The organism is Alishewanella maricola, from assembly GCF_016343785.1.
In the GTDB taxonomy this organism is placed as follows: Bacteria; Pseudomonadota; Gammaproteobacteria; order Enterobacterales; family Alteromonadaceae; genus Alishewanella; species Alishewanella maricola.
This window is the reverse complement of sequence record NZ_JAEINI020000001.1, coordinates 141,440-157,517: the sequence shown is the minus strand read 5'-3', so window position 1 is coordinate 157,517 and position 16,078 is coordinate 141,440. Positions and strand designations below refer to the sequence as shown.

General features: G+C 45.9%; 14 protein-coding genes. 8 read left to right on the top strand and 6 right to left on the bottom strand.

What is annotated here, in order from left to right:
* Window positions 1–3 precede the first annotated feature (3 nt).
* From pstC to JAO78_RS00780, 3 genes are all read right to left on the bottom strand, one after another.
* Window positions 4–1,398 carry a phosphate ABC transporter permease subunit PstC gene (gene pstC / locus JAO78_RS00790; protein WP_226749450.1) on the bottom strand — a complete coding sequence of 465 codons (1,395 nt, stop codon included), beginning with the start codon at window positions 1,396–1,398 and terminating at the stop codon, window positions 4–6.
* 203 nt (window positions 1,399–1,601) lie between these two features.
* Window positions 1,602–2,630, bottom strand: a complete 1,029-nt coding sequence (locus JAO78_RS00785; RefSeq protein ID WP_226749449.1) for a substrate-binding domain-containing protein — start codon at window positions 2,628–2,630, stop codon at window positions 1,602–1,604.
* A 327-nt stretch (window positions 2,631–2,957) separates the two neighbouring features.
* Entirely contained in the window at window positions 2,958–3,248 is a 291-nt protein-coding gene (locus JAO78_RS00780) for a high-potential iron-sulfur protein (protein ID WP_226749448.1), read from the bottom strand.
* Between the two features lie 319 nt (window positions 3,249–3,567).
* Here JAO78_RS00780 and JAO78_RS00775 point away from each other — a divergent pair, with 319 nt between their 5' ends.
* Window positions 3,568–4,806: a DUF819 family protein gene (locus JAO78_RS00775; RefSeq protein ID WP_226749447.1), complete on the top strand. Its 1,239-nt coding sequence runs from the start codon at window positions 3,568–3,570 to the stop codon at window positions 4,804–4,806.
* 62 nt (window positions 4,807–4,868) lie between these two features.
* Here the strand turns inward: JAO78_RS00775 and typA are convergent, their stop codons facing one another.
* Complete coding sequence (gene typA / locus JAO78_RS00770; RefSeq protein ID WP_226749446.1) at window positions 4,869–6,704, bottom strand: translational GTPase TypA; 1,836 nt, start codon at window positions 6,702–6,704, stop codon at window positions 4,869–4,871.
* A gap of 345 nt (window positions 6,705–7,049) precedes the next feature.
* On the opposite strand from typA, the gene glnA reads away from it, so the two are divergent.
* The 4 genes from glnA to glnG all read left to right on the top strand — a co-directional run bounded on the left by glnA (window position 7,050) and on the right by glnG (window position 11,655).
* Window positions 7,050–8,459: a glutamate--ammonia ligase gene (gene glnA, locus JAO78_RS00765; RefSeq protein ID WP_226749445.1), complete on the top strand. Its 1,410-nt coding sequence runs from the start codon at window positions 7,050–7,052 to the stop codon at window positions 8,457–8,459.
* 131 nt (window positions 8,460–8,590) lie between these two features.
* Complete coding sequence (locus JAO78_RS00760; protein ID WP_226749444.1) at window positions 8,591–9,097, top strand: DUF4124 domain-containing protein; 507 nt, start codon at window positions 8,591–8,593, stop codon at window positions 9,095–9,097.
* An 87-nt stretch (window positions 9,098–9,184) separates the two neighbouring features.
* Window positions 9,185–10,246, top strand: coding sequence for a nitrogen regulation protein NR(II) (gene glnL, locus JAO78_RS00755; protein ID WP_226749443.1), 1,062 nt, complete (start codon window positions 9,185–9,187; stop codon window positions 10,244–10,246).
* Window positions 10,243–11,655 (top strand): nitrogen regulation protein NR(I), encoded by a 1,413-nt coding sequence (gene glnG / locus JAO78_RS00750; RefSeq protein ID WP_226749442.1) that lies wholly within the window; start codon window positions 10,243–10,245, stop codon window positions 11,653–11,655. Before glnL ends, glnG begins: the two co-directional genes overlap by 4 nt.
* Before the next feature lie 32 nt (window positions 11,656–11,687).
* Here the strand turns inward: glnG and JAO78_RS00745 are convergent, their stop codons facing one another.
* On the bottom strand, window positions 11,688–12,215 hold the full coding sequence (locus tag JAO78_RS00745; RefSeq protein ID WP_226749441.1) for a Spy/CpxP family protein refolding chaperone: 528 nt from the start codon (window positions 12,213–12,215) through the stop codon (window positions 11,688–11,690).
* Window positions 12,216–12,353: 138 nt separating this feature from the next.
* Here JAO78_RS00745 and JAO78_RS00740 point away from each other — a divergent pair, with 138 nt between their 5' ends.
* The 3 genes from JAO78_RS00740 to JAO78_RS00730 are packed head-to-tail and all read left to right on the top strand — an operon-like array spanning window position 12,354 to window position 15,495.
* Complete coding sequence (locus tag JAO78_RS00740) at window positions 12,354–13,052, top strand: response regulator transcription factor (protein ID WP_226749440.1); 699 nt, start codon at window positions 12,354–12,356, stop codon at window positions 13,050–13,052.
* Window positions 13,049–14,452 (top strand): ATP-binding protein, encoded by a 1,404-nt coding sequence (locus JAO78_RS00735; protein ID WP_226749439.1) that lies wholly within the window; start codon window positions 13,049–13,051, stop codon window positions 14,450–14,452. Before JAO78_RS00740 ends, JAO78_RS00735 begins: the two co-directional genes overlap by 4 nt.
* A complete protein-coding gene (locus JAO78_RS00730; protein WP_226749438.1) occupies window positions 14,452–15,495 on the top strand; it encodes an alpha/beta fold hydrolase in 1,044 nt (347 codons plus the stop codon). Before JAO78_RS00735 ends, JAO78_RS00730 begins: the two co-directional genes overlap by 1 nt.
* Window positions 15,496–15,498: 3 nt before the next feature.
* Here the strand turns inward: JAO78_RS00730 and JAO78_RS00725 are convergent, their stop codons facing one another.
* Window positions 15,499–15,963, bottom strand: coding sequence for a tRNA (cytidine(34)-2'-O)-methyltransferase (locus JAO78_RS00725; RefSeq protein WP_226749437.1), 465 nt, complete (start codon window positions 15,961–15,963; stop codon window positions 15,499–15,501).
* Window positions 15,964–16,078: the final 115 nt, after the last annotated feature.

Sequence of the window (16,078 nt, the reverse complement as noted above, 5' to 3'; positions counted from 1 at the left end):
GGATCACTCGTATTGTTCACGGTATTTACGCACAATCACCAATGCCACGATATTCAGCAGCAAGGTAATGGCAAACAGGGTTAAACCTAATGCGAAAGCCACCAAAGATTGCGGGCTAGCAAAGTCGTTATCACCCGTTAATTGATTAACAATGGTTACGGTAACGGTCGAGACGGCTTCAAACGGGTTAGCGGTTAAGCTTGGGCTGTTACCTGCGGCAAGCACCACGATCATCGTTTCGCCAATCGCCCGGCTCACTGCCAGTAACACGGCCCCTACAATGCCGGGTAGCGCCGCCGGTAACACGACTTGCCGAATGGTTTCAGACTTTGTTGCACCCAAGCCTAAAGAACCATCACGCAAGGATTTTGGTACCTGAGTTAAAATGTCGTCGGATAACGATGAAATAAACGGGATAATCATAATGCCCATTACCACCCCGGCCGTCAGTGCTGAGGTCGCACGAATCGTCATACCGATGCTTTGCCCGAACTCAGCGAAAAAAGGGCCAACCGTTACCAGTGCAAAAAAGCCATAGACAATCGTAGGAATACCGGCCAACACTTCGATAATCGGTTTAACGGTATTTCGTACCCGCTGTGGGGCGTATTCGGCTAGATATATTGCCACCATCAAACCTAGTGGAATGGCCACTAACATGGCAATCAAAGCCACCAATAAGGTGCCCGATAACAAAGGGAGTAAACCAAAGCTCCCTTGGCTTCCGGTTAACGACCCTTCGGCTAAACCGACGGTAGAAAAACGCGGATTCCAAGTAGTGCCAAAGAAAAAGTCTGCAGGGCTGATAAATGAAAAGAATTTTAAGGTTTCGCCCACCATCGATAACACAATACCCACCGTGGTTAAAATGGCGACGGTTGAGCAAAGCAATAACACGGCCATCAAGGCTTTTTCAACTTGATGACGCGCACGGAGTGACGGTTGGATCTTTTTAAAGCTGAGCAATAAGCCTAGCGATGCCAAGATAAACATTAACGCGGTTAACATTAAGGCGCTTTTCTGCTGCAATGCCGACAGATAACTCGCTGCAGCCACTTCCCAATCAGCGGCTTCGGCAACTACCCCAAAATTACTGGCTAAATTACTAATACGGCGCATCAATACCGCAGCTTGTTCGCTATCGGTTAACAGTTCTGCAGGCACCGTCGCTAACGTCAGCGTTTGCAGCACACCGGGCGCCAGCCAATTCCACAATAATAACAACAGAAATGGCGGTAACACCGCCCATAAGCCGACCATCATGCCGTAATGATGTGGCCGAGAATGCATACTGGCACTGTTCTGACCGCCCGCCATGCGCCGGCTCCGAGTCATGCCAAATTGATAGGCAATCGCCATGAAGATCAGCAGTACAAAAATTAAAGACAGATTATTCATCAAAGCTCCGCTTTCGCACAGAGGACAATTAAGTGGGGGGCAGGATAACGCGCTAAAGTTGCAGTTTTATGACAGTCACAGCAAACAACCCTATTGTTTAGCACAAACTAAAAAAAACCACCTTTACAAGTATGCTGATCAGTTAGCGGTGAGGCTTAACTGACCTGCATTAACCTTGCGGTGGTTTTATTAGAATACTGAAATTACAGTGACTTTTTACTACGAATCGCCGCTAAAATTTCAGCACGCTCGTCATCCGCCAATGGGATCAGACCGGCAAATTCTAGCGGGCTGGCTTCACCCGAGGCCGCATCCGATACAAAGTATTCAGCAAATTGCTGTAAACCAGGGATCACGCCAATATGCTCGCCTTTCACATAGAAAAACAGTGGCCGAGAAACCGGATAAGCACCAGAAATAATGTTTTCTACCGTTGGAACAACACCGTCAACTGTAGCAACTTTGATGCGATCACGGTTTGATTCATAGAAGCTTAAACCAAATACGCCCACCGCGTCTTTTTGTGCTTGTAAACGCGCTAAGGTTTCAGTGTAGTCACCCGCAATTTCAACTACGGCACCGTCAGTACGCATGGCTAAACAAAATTCACCCTGCTGATCCTTTGACATGGTTTTGATTTCAGGCAAAGACTTACACCCTTCTAAAACCACTTTTTCTTCGTACACTTCGCGCGTACCATGGTTAGAACCGGGGATGGCTAACAAGATACTTTGATCAGGTAATGACTTATCAATTTGCGACCAACGTGAGTAAGGGTTCGCCACCATTTTACCGTTTTGTGGCACTTGCGCTGCTTGCGCTAGAAAAACATGTTCAGGTTTTAAAGCAAAGGTTCCGGCATCCACTCGTGAGGCAAATACAATACCGTCGTAGCCTATTTTCACTTCAATAATATTTTTAACACCATTGGCGTTACACGCCTCTACTTCCGCAGGGCGAATTTTCCGCGATGAGTTTGCTACATCAATAGTATTGGTACCAACGCCTTGGCAAAACTGACGCAAACCACCTGAAGAACCGCCTGAGCCCACAACAGGCGTCTTGAACTGAGCAAAGTTATTGCCAAATTCTTCTGCCGCAATAGATGAGAATGGCAGCACGGTAGACGAGCCAGCAATTTGAATGGTGTCACGGGCACTTTGCGCAGTTGCCGCAAAACTGATACTTAAAGCAGTGATTAGAGCCAACTTAGAAAACGATTTGACCTGCATAGATTCAATCCTCAATTGCATGGGTTTATGTTCAACGAGGTCAGTGTGCCAAGGTTGTATTGCATAAATATGACAATGCAAAAAATATTGTCATTTATCTATATCAGTATTGTCGTGAGAGACGCGCTTTAAAAGAGTGAATTTAGAAACAGGCTACGGGGTCGCAATATCTGCCATTAACAGATCAAAATAGTGGATCACATTTACACAAAAGATAAAAATAAAGCTTTTTTGTTAAGCTTACTGTCTAAAAAAACTCAACAATATAAGCCTAGTAAAGTTAACACCGGTTGACTTCACTAGGCTCAAACACTTGTGCCGCTTGCGTTAAGCTTTTTTAACCCAAGCAGAACACCAGCCTTCAGAGGCCACTAATTTACCTGGGAAAATAGCACATGGGCGCCATTCATCACCATCGGCGCCTTGCGCTAAACTACAGTTTGCACATTTCTGATCGGCTTTCTCAGACTTGTGCGTGTATTTCATTGCGGCCGCTAATGGATCATCTAACTTTACCGGCTCGGCAGCAAAAGCTCTTAAGCTAACGCCACCCACGGTCATACCAATCACTGCACCGGCAGAGATCTTGAAAAAATTGCGACGATTAATATTATTCATGTTGTTTCTCCTGCATTGTTGCTTATTATAATACTGATGAATGCGCGTTGTGGATTTGATAAGCATCAAGTTTCCACTGAGTTGTGCCACGCCATCTTTGGTTTAACTATTGCCATGCTAAATTCAGTGTAGATGATTTCGTATTTATTAGCGCATAAATTTTTGCTTTGCAGCCCTCACCGCCATCAAACCTCGTTTTTACCGCTTTGGTCGATTTTTCAATAGCGATCAAAAACGCATGCTAGCCAGCCCCACCCTGTCTGCGTTATTGTTGTTTTAAGACGTAATAGGAAGCAAAAGACTTCAGGAAAACCACACCATGCAAAACTCTGCTGTTCTGTTTAACAATGATGCTGTGTTATTTGGCGTCATTACGGTCATTCTGGGGGTGGTATTTTATACCAGCCACAGCAGTCACCGTTATTGCCAAGCGTTTTATCGTTTTGTTCCCGCCTTGTTACTTTGCTATTTTTTACCGTCACTGTTAAATACTTTTGGGTTAATCGATGCAGAAGGCTCGTCGATTTATCATGTCGCTTCACGTTACTTACTCCCCGCTAGCTTGGTGCTGTTTACATTAAGCGTCGACTTTAAAGCGATTTTAGGGCTAGGGCCTAAAGCCTTAATTATGTTTTTCACAGGTACCTTGGGCATTATGATCGGTGGGCCCATCGCGTTATTAATTGTTGGTAGCCTTGCGCCTGATGCCCTAGGTGGCGATATTTGGCGTGGCATGACCACCATTGCCGGTAGCTGGATTGGTGGTGGCGCCAATCAAACCGCGATGAAAGAAGTGTTTGAAGTGGATAACACGATTTTTTCGGTGATGATCACCGTTGACGTGATCATGGCGAATATTTGGATGGCGGTGTTATTAATTTGGGCCAGTCGCGCTGAGAGTTTTGATAAGAAAACCGGAGCGGACACCAGCGCCATTCGCGAGTTAAAACAACGTATCGAACACTATCAAGCGCAGCATGCACGGATACCGCAACTGCATGATTTGATGTTGATTATTGCGGTAGGTTTTGGTGCCACAGCCATAGCACATTTTGCTGCCGATGGTATTGCGCCTTGGATAGCCAAAGAAGCGCCACAATTAGCCATGTACAGCCTGACCAGTACCTTTTTCTGGTTGGTGGTGGTAGCCACGACGCTGGGGTTATTATTATCGAACACCAAACTCAGAAAACTGGAAGCCGTAGGCGCATCTAAAATGGCTTCAGTGTTTTTATATATACTGGTGGCCAGTATTGGTATGCAAATGGATATCCGCGCTATTTTAGATTACCCCATTATGTTTGTAGTTGGCGTAGTGTGGATGGCCATTCATGCCGGTTTACTGGTCATTGTGGCAAAGTGGATTAAAGCGCCATTGTTTTATCTGGCTGTGGGCAGCCAAGCGAATGTCGGGGGTGCGGCCTCGGCTCCCATTGTCGCAGCGGCCTTTCACCCGTCACTCGCGCCGGTCGGGGTATTATTAGCGGTACTCGGTTATGGTGTCGGCACTTATGGTGCTTACCTGTGTGGGCTTATGCTGCAGTTTGCTGCGCCTTAAGGTTGCTTTCTACACATAAAAAAAGCCAGCTTTCGCTGGCTTTTTTATTACGGCTCTACCGATTAATCGGCTTTACGATTTGCACGCTTACGGTCGTTTTCCGTTAAATGACGCTTACGGATCCGGATTGACTTTGGCGTCACTTCAACTAATTCATCGTCGTCAATAAACTCTAACGCTTGCTCTAAAGCATAACGAATAGGTGGGACTAAGTTGATCGCTTCGTCAGTACCTGAAGCACGTACGTTAGTTAACTGCTTGCCTTTTAAACAGTTAACCGTCAGATCGTTGCTACGACTATGAATACCAATAACCTGACCTTCATACACTTCTTCAGCATGACCGATAAACATACGGCCGCGCTCTTGCAAAGAGAAAATCGCATAACCCGCGGCTTTACCCATCGCATTGGAGATCATCACGCCGTTCATACGTTGACCGATAGAACCGCCTTTATGCGGGCCATAATGGTCAAAGCTGTGGTACATCAAACCGGTACCAGAAGTAATCGTCATAAATTCAGTACGGAAACCGATTAGACCGCGGCTTGGCATCAGAAAGTCCATACGGTTACGACCTTTACCATCTGGTTGCATGTTGGTCATTTCGGCTTTACGTTCGCCCATCTTTTCCATGATGGTACCTTGATGCTGTTCTTCACAGTCAATGGTCACGTTTTCCATAGGTTCCATTTTCACGCCGTCTATGGTTTTCATAATCACTTCTGGCCGAGAAACCGCTAACTCAAAACCTTCACGACGCATGTTTTCAATTAATACACCTAAGTGTAATTCACCACGGCCTGACACTTTGAATTTGTCACCGTCTTCGGTTTCTTCAACGCGTAAAGCTACGTTGTGTTTCAGTTCGTTTTGTAAACGCTCTAAAATCTGACGTGAAGTCACAAACTTACCTTCTTTACCCGCGAAAGGTGAAGTGTTGACTTGGAAAGTCATGGTAACGGTGGGCTCATCAACTTGTAACGCCGGTAAAGGTTCAACCTTAGTGGTGCTACAAATGGTGTCAGAAATTTTTAATTCGCCTAAGCCGGTAAAGGCAACAATATCACCCGCTTGCGCTTCTTGTGTTTCGATACGCTCTAAGCCTAAGTAACCGAATACTTGGCCTACTTTACCGTTACGCTTGGTACCATCAGCACTCACAATCGTCACTTGCTGGTTCGGTTTTAATGAACCACGCTTGATACGGCCGATACCGATAATGCCTAAGTAGCTAGAGTAATCTAACTGAGAAACCTGTAATTGAGTTTCGCCATTTAATTCAACGGCTGGAGGGGCAACATACTTGACGATAGCTTCAAATAAATCTGTGATGTCGTCTTTTTTAACGTCGGCTTCTAATGAAGCCCAGCCATTCAGACCTGACGCATAAACAATCGGGAAGTCTAATTGATCATCAGAAGCGCCTAAGTTATCGAATAAATCGAAAACTTGGTCGATAACCCAATCTACACGAGCACCTGGCTTATCAACTTTATTGATAACAACGATAGGCTTTAAACCATGAGCGAAGGCTTTTTGTGTTACGAAACGCGTTTGTGGCATGGGGCCTTCAACCGCATCAACTAACAACAATACCGAGTCAGCCATTGATAAAACACGTTCTACTTCACCACCGAAATCAGCGTGTCCTGGTGTATCCAGAATATTGATATGGTAACCGTTCCAACGTACAGAAGTGTTCTTGGCCAGGATAGTAATACCCCGCTCTGACTCCTGTGCATTTGAATCCATCATCCGTTCTTGTAACTTAGCACGGGCATCGAAGGTTCCGGATTGTTGCAACAGCTTGTCAACCATGGTTGTTTTACCGTGGTCGACGTGGGCAATAATAGCGATGTTACGTAATTTATCTAAATATGAAGCGGTAACGCTCATGAATATGTATCCTCTGTGGCACTAGATGACCATAATGACCACCAGGCAAACGCATTTTAAACTTAAGGGCGCATATTCTACTCTTTATTTGTCTGAAAGAAAAATTCCATGCGTGCTTTTACTGATTTTTTTTCAGGCGGTTAATTTTCCGCTACACTGAGAGCGAGCCCGCGAAGCACCAACTTGATGCAGTAAAGCACCATTTTAGTGCAAAGCTATCAACTGGCCGTGCTGATTTTTTTAAATAACTAATAGATACATAAACTTAGTATCTTGGCATATATCTGGCATTTAACAGGGCAACATACAATACAACTGCTCAAATTGGTTCACTTGGAGGACTGCATGTCTGTAGAAAACGTTCTGAAACTTATCAAAGAAAACGATGTAAAGTTTATCGATCTGCGCTTTACCGATACCAAAGGTAAAGAGCAACACGTCAGTGTACCGGTTAGCCAAATTTCTGAAGAGACATTTGAAGACGGTAAAATGTTTGACGGCTCTTCTATTACCGGTTGGAAAGGCATCAACGATTCAGACATGATTTTAATGCCAGACGCTTCTAGCGCTGTATTAGATCCCTTCTTTGAAGAAACCACGTTAAACATCACTTGTGACGTTATCGAACCAAGCACCATGCAAGGTTACGATCGTGACCCACGTTCAATCGCTCAGCGCGCTGAAGCGTATTTAAAATCAACAGGTATTGCTGACACAGTGTTGTTTGGCCCTGAACCAGAATTCTTTATGTTTGACGACGTGCGTTTCCACACGGACATGTCAGGTTCTTTCTTCAAACTGAACTCTACTGAAGCCGCGTGGAACTCAGGCACGAGTTATGAAGAAGGTAACAAAGGCCACCGTCCGGGTGTTAAAGGCGGTTATTTCCCGTTACCACCAGTAGATTCAGGCCATGATATTCGTAGTGCCATGTGTATGGTGCTTGAAGAGATGGGCCAAGTTGTTGAAGCGCATCACCACGAAGTGGCCACTGCGGGTCAAAACGAAATCGCAACGCGTTTCAATACATTAACTAAAAAAGCAGATGAAGTTCAACAGCTTAAGTATGTAATTCACAACGTAGCACATATGTACGGCAAAACAGTTACCTTTATGCCTAAGCCATTAGTAGGCGATAACGGTTCTGGTATGCACTGCCACCAGTCTTTAGCTAAAGATGGCGTTAACCTGTTCGCAGGTGACAAATACGCTGGTTTGTCTGAAATCGCACTTTACTACATCGGCGGTATCATTAAGCACGCTAAAGCCATCAATGCTTTCACTAACCCATCTACTAACTCTTACAAGCGTTTAGTGCCACATTTCGAAGCGCCTGTGATGTTAGCGTACTCAGCGCGTAACCGTTCTGCGTCAATCCGTATCCCTCTGGTGCCTAGTGCAAAAGCACGTCGTATCGAGTGTCGCTTCCCGGATCCAGCAGCTAACCCATATTTAGCCTTCACTGCACAATTGATGGCGGGTTTAGACGGCATTCAAAACAAGATCCATCCTGGCGATGCCATGGACAAAGATTTGTATGACTTACCTGCTGAAGAAGCAGCCAACATTCCACAAGTGGCTACCTCTTTAGATGAAGCGTTAAACGAATTAGACAAAAACCGCGCGATCTTCACTAAAGGCGGCGTTATGTCTGACGAAATGATTGATGCTTATATTGGTATCAAGCGCGCGGAAGCCCGCAAAGTTGCAATGGCTGTGCACCCGCTTGAATTTGAATTGTATTACAGCGTGTAATATCAGTTAATTAAGTTTTTTCTGTGCTTTAAAAGCTCACTTCGGTGAGCTTTTTTTTGTAGAATATTTAAGTATTTCCAGCTAAAGTTAAAAGAAGCGTCAGGAAGACGGAACTCAGGAATACAACATTAATGAAATTACTTTGGCTGTCACTGACATTATTACTCGTTGCCAACTCAACTTTGGCGCAAGAAAAGAAGATATTTGTCGGTCGTGATGCCAATGGTGTTTTGGTTTTTTCAGATAGCCCGTTACCCGGCTCAGAAGAAGTCAGTTTGCAAAGCCGACCTAATATCATGGAAGCAACAGACACACGCTTACCTGAAAAAAAGCCACCAGCCCCTGAGCCTTATACTGTCTCAATTACCCAACCTGAAAATGAAGCCACCGTTCGCGACAACACCGGTTCAGTTTATATCTCCGGCCGTATCAGTCCTCGTTTTCAGCGTGGCTTTCGCGTCAGGCTATTATTCGATGGTAAACCGCATGGTGAGCCACAGAACAGTGCGGTGTTTGTGTTGCGTGATGTTTATCGTGGAGAACACAATGTACAAATCGAACTTCTAGACCAAAACGGCAAGCTAATTGCAACAAGTCCTCTTACCATCTTCTATATGCATAGAACTCGTATAAATTAACCAAATTAGTGCATTGTCAGTGAAATTCAGGTTGTTCTGAGTTAAGCTTCACTTCCATAGCACCAAATTGGTGCAATAGGTAAGTTTATGACTCAGGACTCGTTTGCGATCTCACTGGTTGATCAGCTCACTACCGCGGTAATGGTGTTAGATGAAACGCTCAGCGTGTGTTATTTTAATACCGCCAGTTGTGCTGTTTTAAGCCTTGGCGAAAAAAAGCTTAAGCAACAGTTCTTTCCCGGTTTATTTCAACACATCGATTTAAAAGCTAATCATTTGTATAACGCGATGCAAAGCAAACAAGCTTTTAGCGTCAGTGACGTACAGGCAGTATTAATTGATGGTCGTCATTTATTGTTAGATATCTCAGTCACTATTATTGAGCAACAGCCGATATATTTGCTGCTGGAGCTACGCCAAGTTGATCATCAACGTAAGATCAGTATGGAAAGCCTGCAACAACATCAGCATCTAGCCGCCCGTGAATTGATCCGAGGTTTAGCCCATGAAATTAAAAACCCCTTAGGCGGTTTAAGGGGTGCTGCACAGCTGCTAGAAGAGTCACTGGATGATGAACAAAAAGAATACACCCAACTGATTATTGCCCAAGCGGATCGTCTTCGTAATTTAGTCGACCGTTTGCTCGGCCCTTATCGGCCCCCAAGTTTACAACAAAGTAATTTGCACCAGGTTGCAGAGCAAGTTCTTAAACTGGCGAACATGGATAATCCACAACAAATTTATTTTCAACGTGATTATGATCCCAGTATTCCCGATTTTATGTTCGATCCTGAATTGTTAGAACAAGCCTTATTAAATATCGTACGAAATGCACAACAAGCACTCGTCGATGGCGGTCAAATCACGCTACAAAGCCGTATCTTGCATCAGCACACCTTGCACGGTAAGCGCTATAAGCTGGTTGCCTGCATTAAAGTCATCGATAACGGTCCGGGTATACCCGTGGCCATTCGCGACACATTGTTTTATCCAATGGTTAGCGGCAAAGCGGGTGGCACAGGCTTAGGCTTATCCATTGCGCAAACGCTGATCCATCAACAACGCGGTTGGATAGACTGTGAAAGCTGGCCGGGACATACCGGTTTTATGATTTATTTACCTATTTCAGACTGTGAGGATGATGTATGAATCAATTTGTCTGGATCATTGATGACGATAATTCCATTCGTTGGGTCTTAGAAAAAGCCTTAGCACGTACCGATATCCAATGTGAAAGCTTTGCCTCAGCCGATTTAATGCTGCAACGCTTAGAGTATGAACAACCGGCGGTTGTTGTATCGGATATTCGGATGCCAGGCACAGATGGCATGGCGTTACTTAGCAAGTTGCAAGAACTTAGCCCTGATTTACCCGTAATCATAATGACGGCGCATTCTGACCTAGACAGCGCCGTCAACGCCTTTAAACGAGGTGCTTTTGAATACTTGCCTAAGCCCTTTGATGTTAACGATGCTGTCGCCCTGATCAGTCGCGCTTTAGAGCACAGCAAAAACCAATTAGCCAAACAGCAACCGCTGCCACCGGCACTCAACCCAGAGATTATTGGTGAAGCGCCGGCCATGCAGGAAGTGTTTCGCGCTATTGGCCGCTTAGCCCGCTCCAGTATCAGTGTACTGATTAATGGGCAATCAGGTACTGGTAAAGAGTTGGTTGCGCGCGCCTTACATAAACACAGCCCCCGCTCAGAAAAACCCTTTATTGCCTTGAATATGGCTGCGATCCCAAAAGATCTGATTGAATCTGAGCTATTTGGTCATGAAAAAGGCGCGTTTACCGGGGCCAATACGCAACGTAAAGGGCGTTTTGAACAAGCCGATAGCGGCACCTTATTTCTGGATGAAATTGGCGATATGCCGCTTGATGTACAAACACGTCTGTTACGGGTATTAGCCGATGGCCAATTTTACCGGGTCGGCGGTCATCAGGCTGTCGGAGTAGATGTCCGTATTATTGCGGCCACCCACCAAAATTTAGAATTGCTGGCTCAAGAAGGTAAGTTTCGTGAGGATTTATTTCATCGTTTAAACGTGATCCGCGTGCATTTACCTACTCTAAAAGAGCGCCGCCAGGATATTGCTAAGCTGGCACGCCACTTCTTACAGCAAGCCGCAACGGAGCTTAATGTTGAAGCGAAAACGCTGAGCAAAGAAGCAGAATTATTTCTGACCGATTTAGATTGGCCAGGTAACGTGCGGCAATTAGAAAACACCTGTCGTTGGCTCACCGTGATGGCCAGTGGCAAACATATTGTGGTGGCCGATATGCCGCCAGAATTAACACAAAGCGGTAAAAACAGTTATAACTCGGTTACCGACGCAGTTCATGGTGATTGGCAAAGCTTGCTCGCGCAATGGGTGACGGAACGCTTAGCCGCAGGTGAAGAAAATATTTTGGCCGAAGCGGGCCCCGCTTTTGAGAAGATTGTGTTACAGCAGGCGCTGCATCATACGCATGGTCATAAACAAGAAGCCGCGCGCAAATTAGGCTGGGGCCGAAATACGCTAACGCGCAAATTAAAAGAACTGGGCGTCGAATAGACGCCCAGCTGCTTATTTCAGCAGAACGTGCCTTAAGCTGAGCGCTCTGCTTTAGTACGACGGCCTTCAGGTTTACCTTCACCATCATGACCCTCGCCTTTACTACGGCGTTCTTCACGTTGGTTTTTCAATTGCTCACGTTGCGCAACAGTTAAGATCTGGTTGATTTGATGACGTAATTGCAGCAAATGCAATTGACGCTCTTCTTGCTTAGCACGACGCTTTTCTAGTAAAAGCTTTGCCGTTGTTTCATCAAACTGTGGCGCATCCATCAGTGCTTGCCAAGCTTGTTTGTCGGCCGCTCGATCTGCTGCATCGCCTTGATTAGCACGGTGTTCGGCTAAGACAGCCGCAACGGCTTGCTTTTGTTCAGCAGACAAATCTAAGCTGGCTAACTGGCGCTTTAGCATGGCACCCGGTGCCATTTGTTGCCGCTTGTGTTGTTGCTGTTTATATTGATGCGGTGCTTTTTCTGCTGAGTCTGGTGCTGCAGCCATACTTGCAGAAGAAAAGGCGACAAGGGTGCTCAGGGTAAGTAATAAGGTTTTCGCTTTCATCATTTGCTCTCCGCTTAGTTGACTGTTACAGCTTAACTCAGCCAATGCAAAGCAACGCAAAGGACAGGTAAAGATTCTGTAAAGAGCCTGACAGTCTGAAAGTGACCACGTAAACTGACCTAAAGCAACAGGAGTAGTAGCATGCCAAAGATCTTGATGATTGATGACGACACTGAACTGTGTCAGCTAGTGGCGGAATATCTCGCACTAGATGGGTTAAGTTTCGAAGCAGTACACGATGGCCAAGCTGGGCTTGAACGTATTCAAACTGCTGCAGCCGATCTGATTTTATTAGATGTTATGCTACCCACTTTAGATGGCTTATCAGTATTAAAAGCATTGCGGGCCGGCCCCTACTGCCCCGTGCTAATGCTGACCGCCCGTGGAGATGACATCGACCGGATCCTAGGTTTAGAACTCGGCGCTGATGATTATTTGGCCAAACCGTTCAATCCACGAGAATTGGTCGCCCGCATTAAGGCCATCTTACGCCGGGTTGAATTACTGCAACAAGAGCCGAGCCATGCAGTAAGCCTTATACATATTAATGATTTGAGTTTAAACACACAAAATCGCCAAGTATTGTGCGCAGAACATCCGGTAAGCCTCACTGCCACCGAGTTTCAATTACTGGAAATGCTGATGCGCAAAGCAGGCGAAGTGATTTCTAAAGAAGAGTTGAGCAAAGTCGTGCTCGGTCGCCGATTACAAATGTATGACCGCAGTTTAGATATGCACATTAGTAATATTCGTAAAAAACTGGCGCAATTTAGCCCAAACGAAAAAATTCAAACCCTGCGGGGCAGTGGTTATTTATTTTTAAGTGAAGGCAAAGGATGAAATTACACTGGCTTAACCCGGTTAACTCGCTAGCCGGTCGCATCTTTATCTGGTTTTGGTTAGTGCTGATCCTGACAGTATCAAGCACCTTATTTTTAAGTAGACAATTGCTTGAAGATACCAAAATTCATCGCTTACCCAATAATATTGTCACGCAATTACAGCAGCAGATGAAACAATTTCAGCGCGCCGAGTCGGTCGACAAGCTGCTCCGTTACTTAAAACGGCAACAAAATCCACGCTGGGTCGTCGTTGATTTAGCACAAAATCAGGTATTAACACCCGATGCCTTACCTCGTAACTTTGATCAAAACTGGTTATTTGAATTAAACCAGCTAAATCGGCCCCGACTGTTGCGGCATAATAATATGCATCTGGCGGGGCCTTTTATGCTAGAAATCGGCGAACAAACCCTAGCGCTTTACCAACAGCGTAACATGCCGAGTCAACCTTGGTGGAGCCTGCGCGGTTTATCCGAACCCATTCTGGTGCTGCTACTGCTCTTAACTTCGGCGGCAGCCAGCTTTATTTTAGCTATTTCCATTTCTAAGCCATTACGTGAACTGGTGCAACAAAACCTGTTGTTCGCTTCCGGTAAGCTGGATAGCCGAGTACCACGTTTAGCAAAACGTAAAGATGAACTAGGCCAACTTGGCCGCAGTTTTAATACCATGGCCGAGCGGATCAGCGCCTTATTGCATAATCAGCAACGCTTGATGCGGGATATTTCACATGAATTACGCTCACCCTTAGCGCGCGCGCAGTTGGTGTTGGGTTTAACCGAACGCCAACAAGATCTGCAACAATTACCGCGTTTAAAAAATGAATTAGAGCGGCTCGATGTGATGCTAGATGAACTTTTGACCTACAGTCGTTTAGACGCAGGGCAATACCAACTGGATATCCATGCCTGTGATTTGGTCGCGTTAACCGAAGATGTGCTGCATTTAAATCAAGTCGATGCCGATGCTAAACAGCAACAATTACGCTATGTTGGCCCAGAGCAACTGTGGCTGCAAGCCGATAGCCGCCTGTTAGGCCGTGCCATTGAAAATATTTTACGTAATGCGCTTAAATATAGCCCCGAGCAAAGCACTATTGAATGCAGCATAAGTGCGCAGGCTAGCAGCGTAACCTTAACTATTCGCGATCATGGTTCGGGGATCCCGGCAGAACAGCTCGACAAAATCTTTTTACCGTTTTATCGGATCAGTGATAGCCGCACCAGCACCACCGGCGGTACGGGTTTAGGTTTAGCCATCGTGGCACAAATTATTCGCCAGCATCAAGGTGAGGTTGTGGCTAGCCTGCCCTCTGGTGCAGGCTTGCAAGTCAGTGTTACACTGCCGCTTACGCAACAACCGCCCACAGCGAAAACGGACGAACACGAAACCACCTAATGGCAGACGTTACTTTTAACCCGATCCAGCCGCTTGCCACTGAACAGCAGTTAGCCAAATACTGGCCAGACACCTTATTGCCGTTTTGGCGACAAATGCAACACGGCCAGTTTGCTGGAGTGGCCGGTGTGCCGATACATTACAGTTATCATTTAACCCCCGGTGCGCACACGGCGTGGGTGATCAGTAGTGGCCGCATTGAAACGGCAATTAAGTACAGCGAATTAATGCTCGAATTAACCACTGCCGGTTATAGCGTGTTTATTTTAGATCATCGCGGACAGGGGCGTTCCGGTCGCATGTTACCCGACTCACAACTGGGCTATGTTGCAGATTTTGCTGATTATCAGCATGATTTAGAGAGTTTTTTACGGCAAGTGGTCAAACCGGCGGCACATCAAAAACATGTATTACTGGCCCATTCAATGGGCGCAGCTATTGCCGCAGGCTTAATTACTCAGCCACCTTGGCAGGAATGGCAGTCGTTTTTCTGCGCAGCGATCCTTTGCTCGCCGATGTTCGGCATTTATACTGGCATGGTACCTTCTAACGTAGCTGAACCGCTCGCCCTGCTTTATTGCCAGTTACGGCGCTGGTGGCAGCCTAATGCGCCGCGTTATTTTCCGATGCAGTTAGCTTACAAAGATAAAGCCTTTGCCCATAATGAATTAACTCAAAGCCAAGCACGCTATCAAGCTTTACGTCATTGTTATCAAACCGAGCCACAACTGCAACTGGGTGGCGTAACATGCACTTGGTTACATCAAGCTATTTTGGCGATGAAACGTTTACGCCGCAGCGCGCACCACTGCCAAACACCGGTCTTGTTGTTACAAGCCGGCGCCGATCAAGTGGTGGCTAACCGCGCGCAACTGGCTTGGTTTAAGCAATTACCTAAAGCGCTACCACATAGCTTTAAAATAATTGAAGGTGCCAAGCACGAGCTTTTGATGGAGCAAGACAACCTACGCCAACAAGCCCTGGTTCACATCAATCAGTTTTTACAACAGCTACCCACTTTCGCGAACAAGGCGCTGAAATAAGACTTAAACCCCCGCCAGAAAATCATGCTGTCGCCACGCTTCGTAGCTAACAATAGCGACACTATTGGCCAAATTTAAGCTGCGCGCCCCCGCCTGCATGGGAATGCGAATTTTCTGCTCGCTGGGTAATTGATCGCGTACTGCATCAGGTAACCCGCTGGTCTCAGAGCCAAATAACAACACATCATCTGGCTGATATTGCACTTGATGGTAAAAACGCGTGCCTTTAGTGGTGACTGCATAAATGCGCCGCCCCTGCATTGCCTCGGCAAATTGCTGATAATTGGCATAGCGCGTGACACGCGTTAAATCGTGATAATCTAAACCTGCGCGGCGTAATTTCTTCTCTTCAAAATCAAAGCCCATTGGTTCAATGATATGCAATTGACAGCCATTATTCGCCACTAAACGAATGATATTGCCCGTATTCGGTGCAATCCGCGGTTCAAACAATGCCACATGAAACATTACTAATTAATCCTTGTTGTCTTTGTAGTACAAAGGTACTATCTGGAGTTGACCACGCAATGCGTATTGCTAGAAATCCAACTGTTATTTCTAGTTTACACACTGTACCCGCTGA

What these genes read in the sequence shown, in the direction of transcription:
- pstC (WP_226749450.1), bottom strand. Translation starts at nt 1,398, where the DNA reads ATGAATAATCTGTCTTTAATTTTTGTACTGCTGATCTTCATGGCGATT.
- JAO78_RS00785 (WP_226749449.1), bottom strand. Translation starts at nt 2,630, where the DNA reads ATGCAGGTCAAATCGTTTTCTAAGTTGGCTCTAATCACTGCTTTAAGT.
- JAO78_RS00780 (WP_226749448.1), bottom strand. Translation starts at nt 3,248, where the DNA reads ATGAATAATATTAATCGTCGCAATTTTTTCAAGATCTCTGCCGGTGCA.
- JAO78_RS00775 (WP_226749447.1), top strand. Translation starts at nt 3,568, where the DNA reads ATGCAAAACTCTGCTGTTCTGTTTAACAATGATGCTGTGTTATTTGGC.
- typA (WP_226749446.1), bottom strand. Translation starts at nt 6,704, where the DNA reads ATGAGCGTTACCGCTTCATATTTAGATAAATTACGTAACATCGCTATT.
- glnA (WP_226749445.1), top strand. Translation starts at nt 7,050, where the DNA reads ATGTCTGTAGAAAACGTTCTGAAACTTATCAAAGAAAACGATGTAAAG.
- JAO78_RS00760 (WP_226749444.1), top strand. Translation starts at nt 8,591, where the DNA reads ATGAAATTACTTTGGCTGTCACTGACATTATTACTCGTTGCCAACTCA.
- glnL (WP_226749443.1), top strand. Translation starts at nt 9,185, where the DNA reads ATGACTCAGGACTCGTTTGCGATCTCACTGGTTGATCAGCTCACTACC.
- glnG (WP_226749442.1), top strand. Translation starts at nt 10,243, where the DNA reads ATGAATCAATTTGTCTGGATCATTGATGACGATAATTCCATTCGTTGG.
- JAO78_RS00745 (WP_226749441.1), bottom strand. Translation starts at nt 12,215, where the DNA reads ATGATGAAAGCGAAAACCTTATTACTTACCCTGAGCACCCTTGTCGCC.
- JAO78_RS00740 (WP_226749440.1), top strand. Translation starts at nt 12,354, where the DNA reads ATGCCAAAGATCTTGATGATTGATGACGACACTGAACTGTGTCAGCTA.
- JAO78_RS00735 (WP_226749439.1), top strand. Translation starts at nt 13,049, where the DNA reads ATGAAATTACACTGGCTTAACCCGGTTAACTCGCTAGCCGGTCGCATC.
- JAO78_RS00730 (WP_226749438.1), top strand. Translation starts at nt 14,452, where the DNA reads ATGGCAGACGTTACTTTTAACCCGATCCAGCCGCTTGCCACTGAACAG.
- JAO78_RS00725 (WP_226749437.1), bottom strand. Translation starts at nt 15,963, where the DNA reads ATGTTTCATGTGGCATTGTTTGAACCGCGGATTGCACCGAATACGGGC.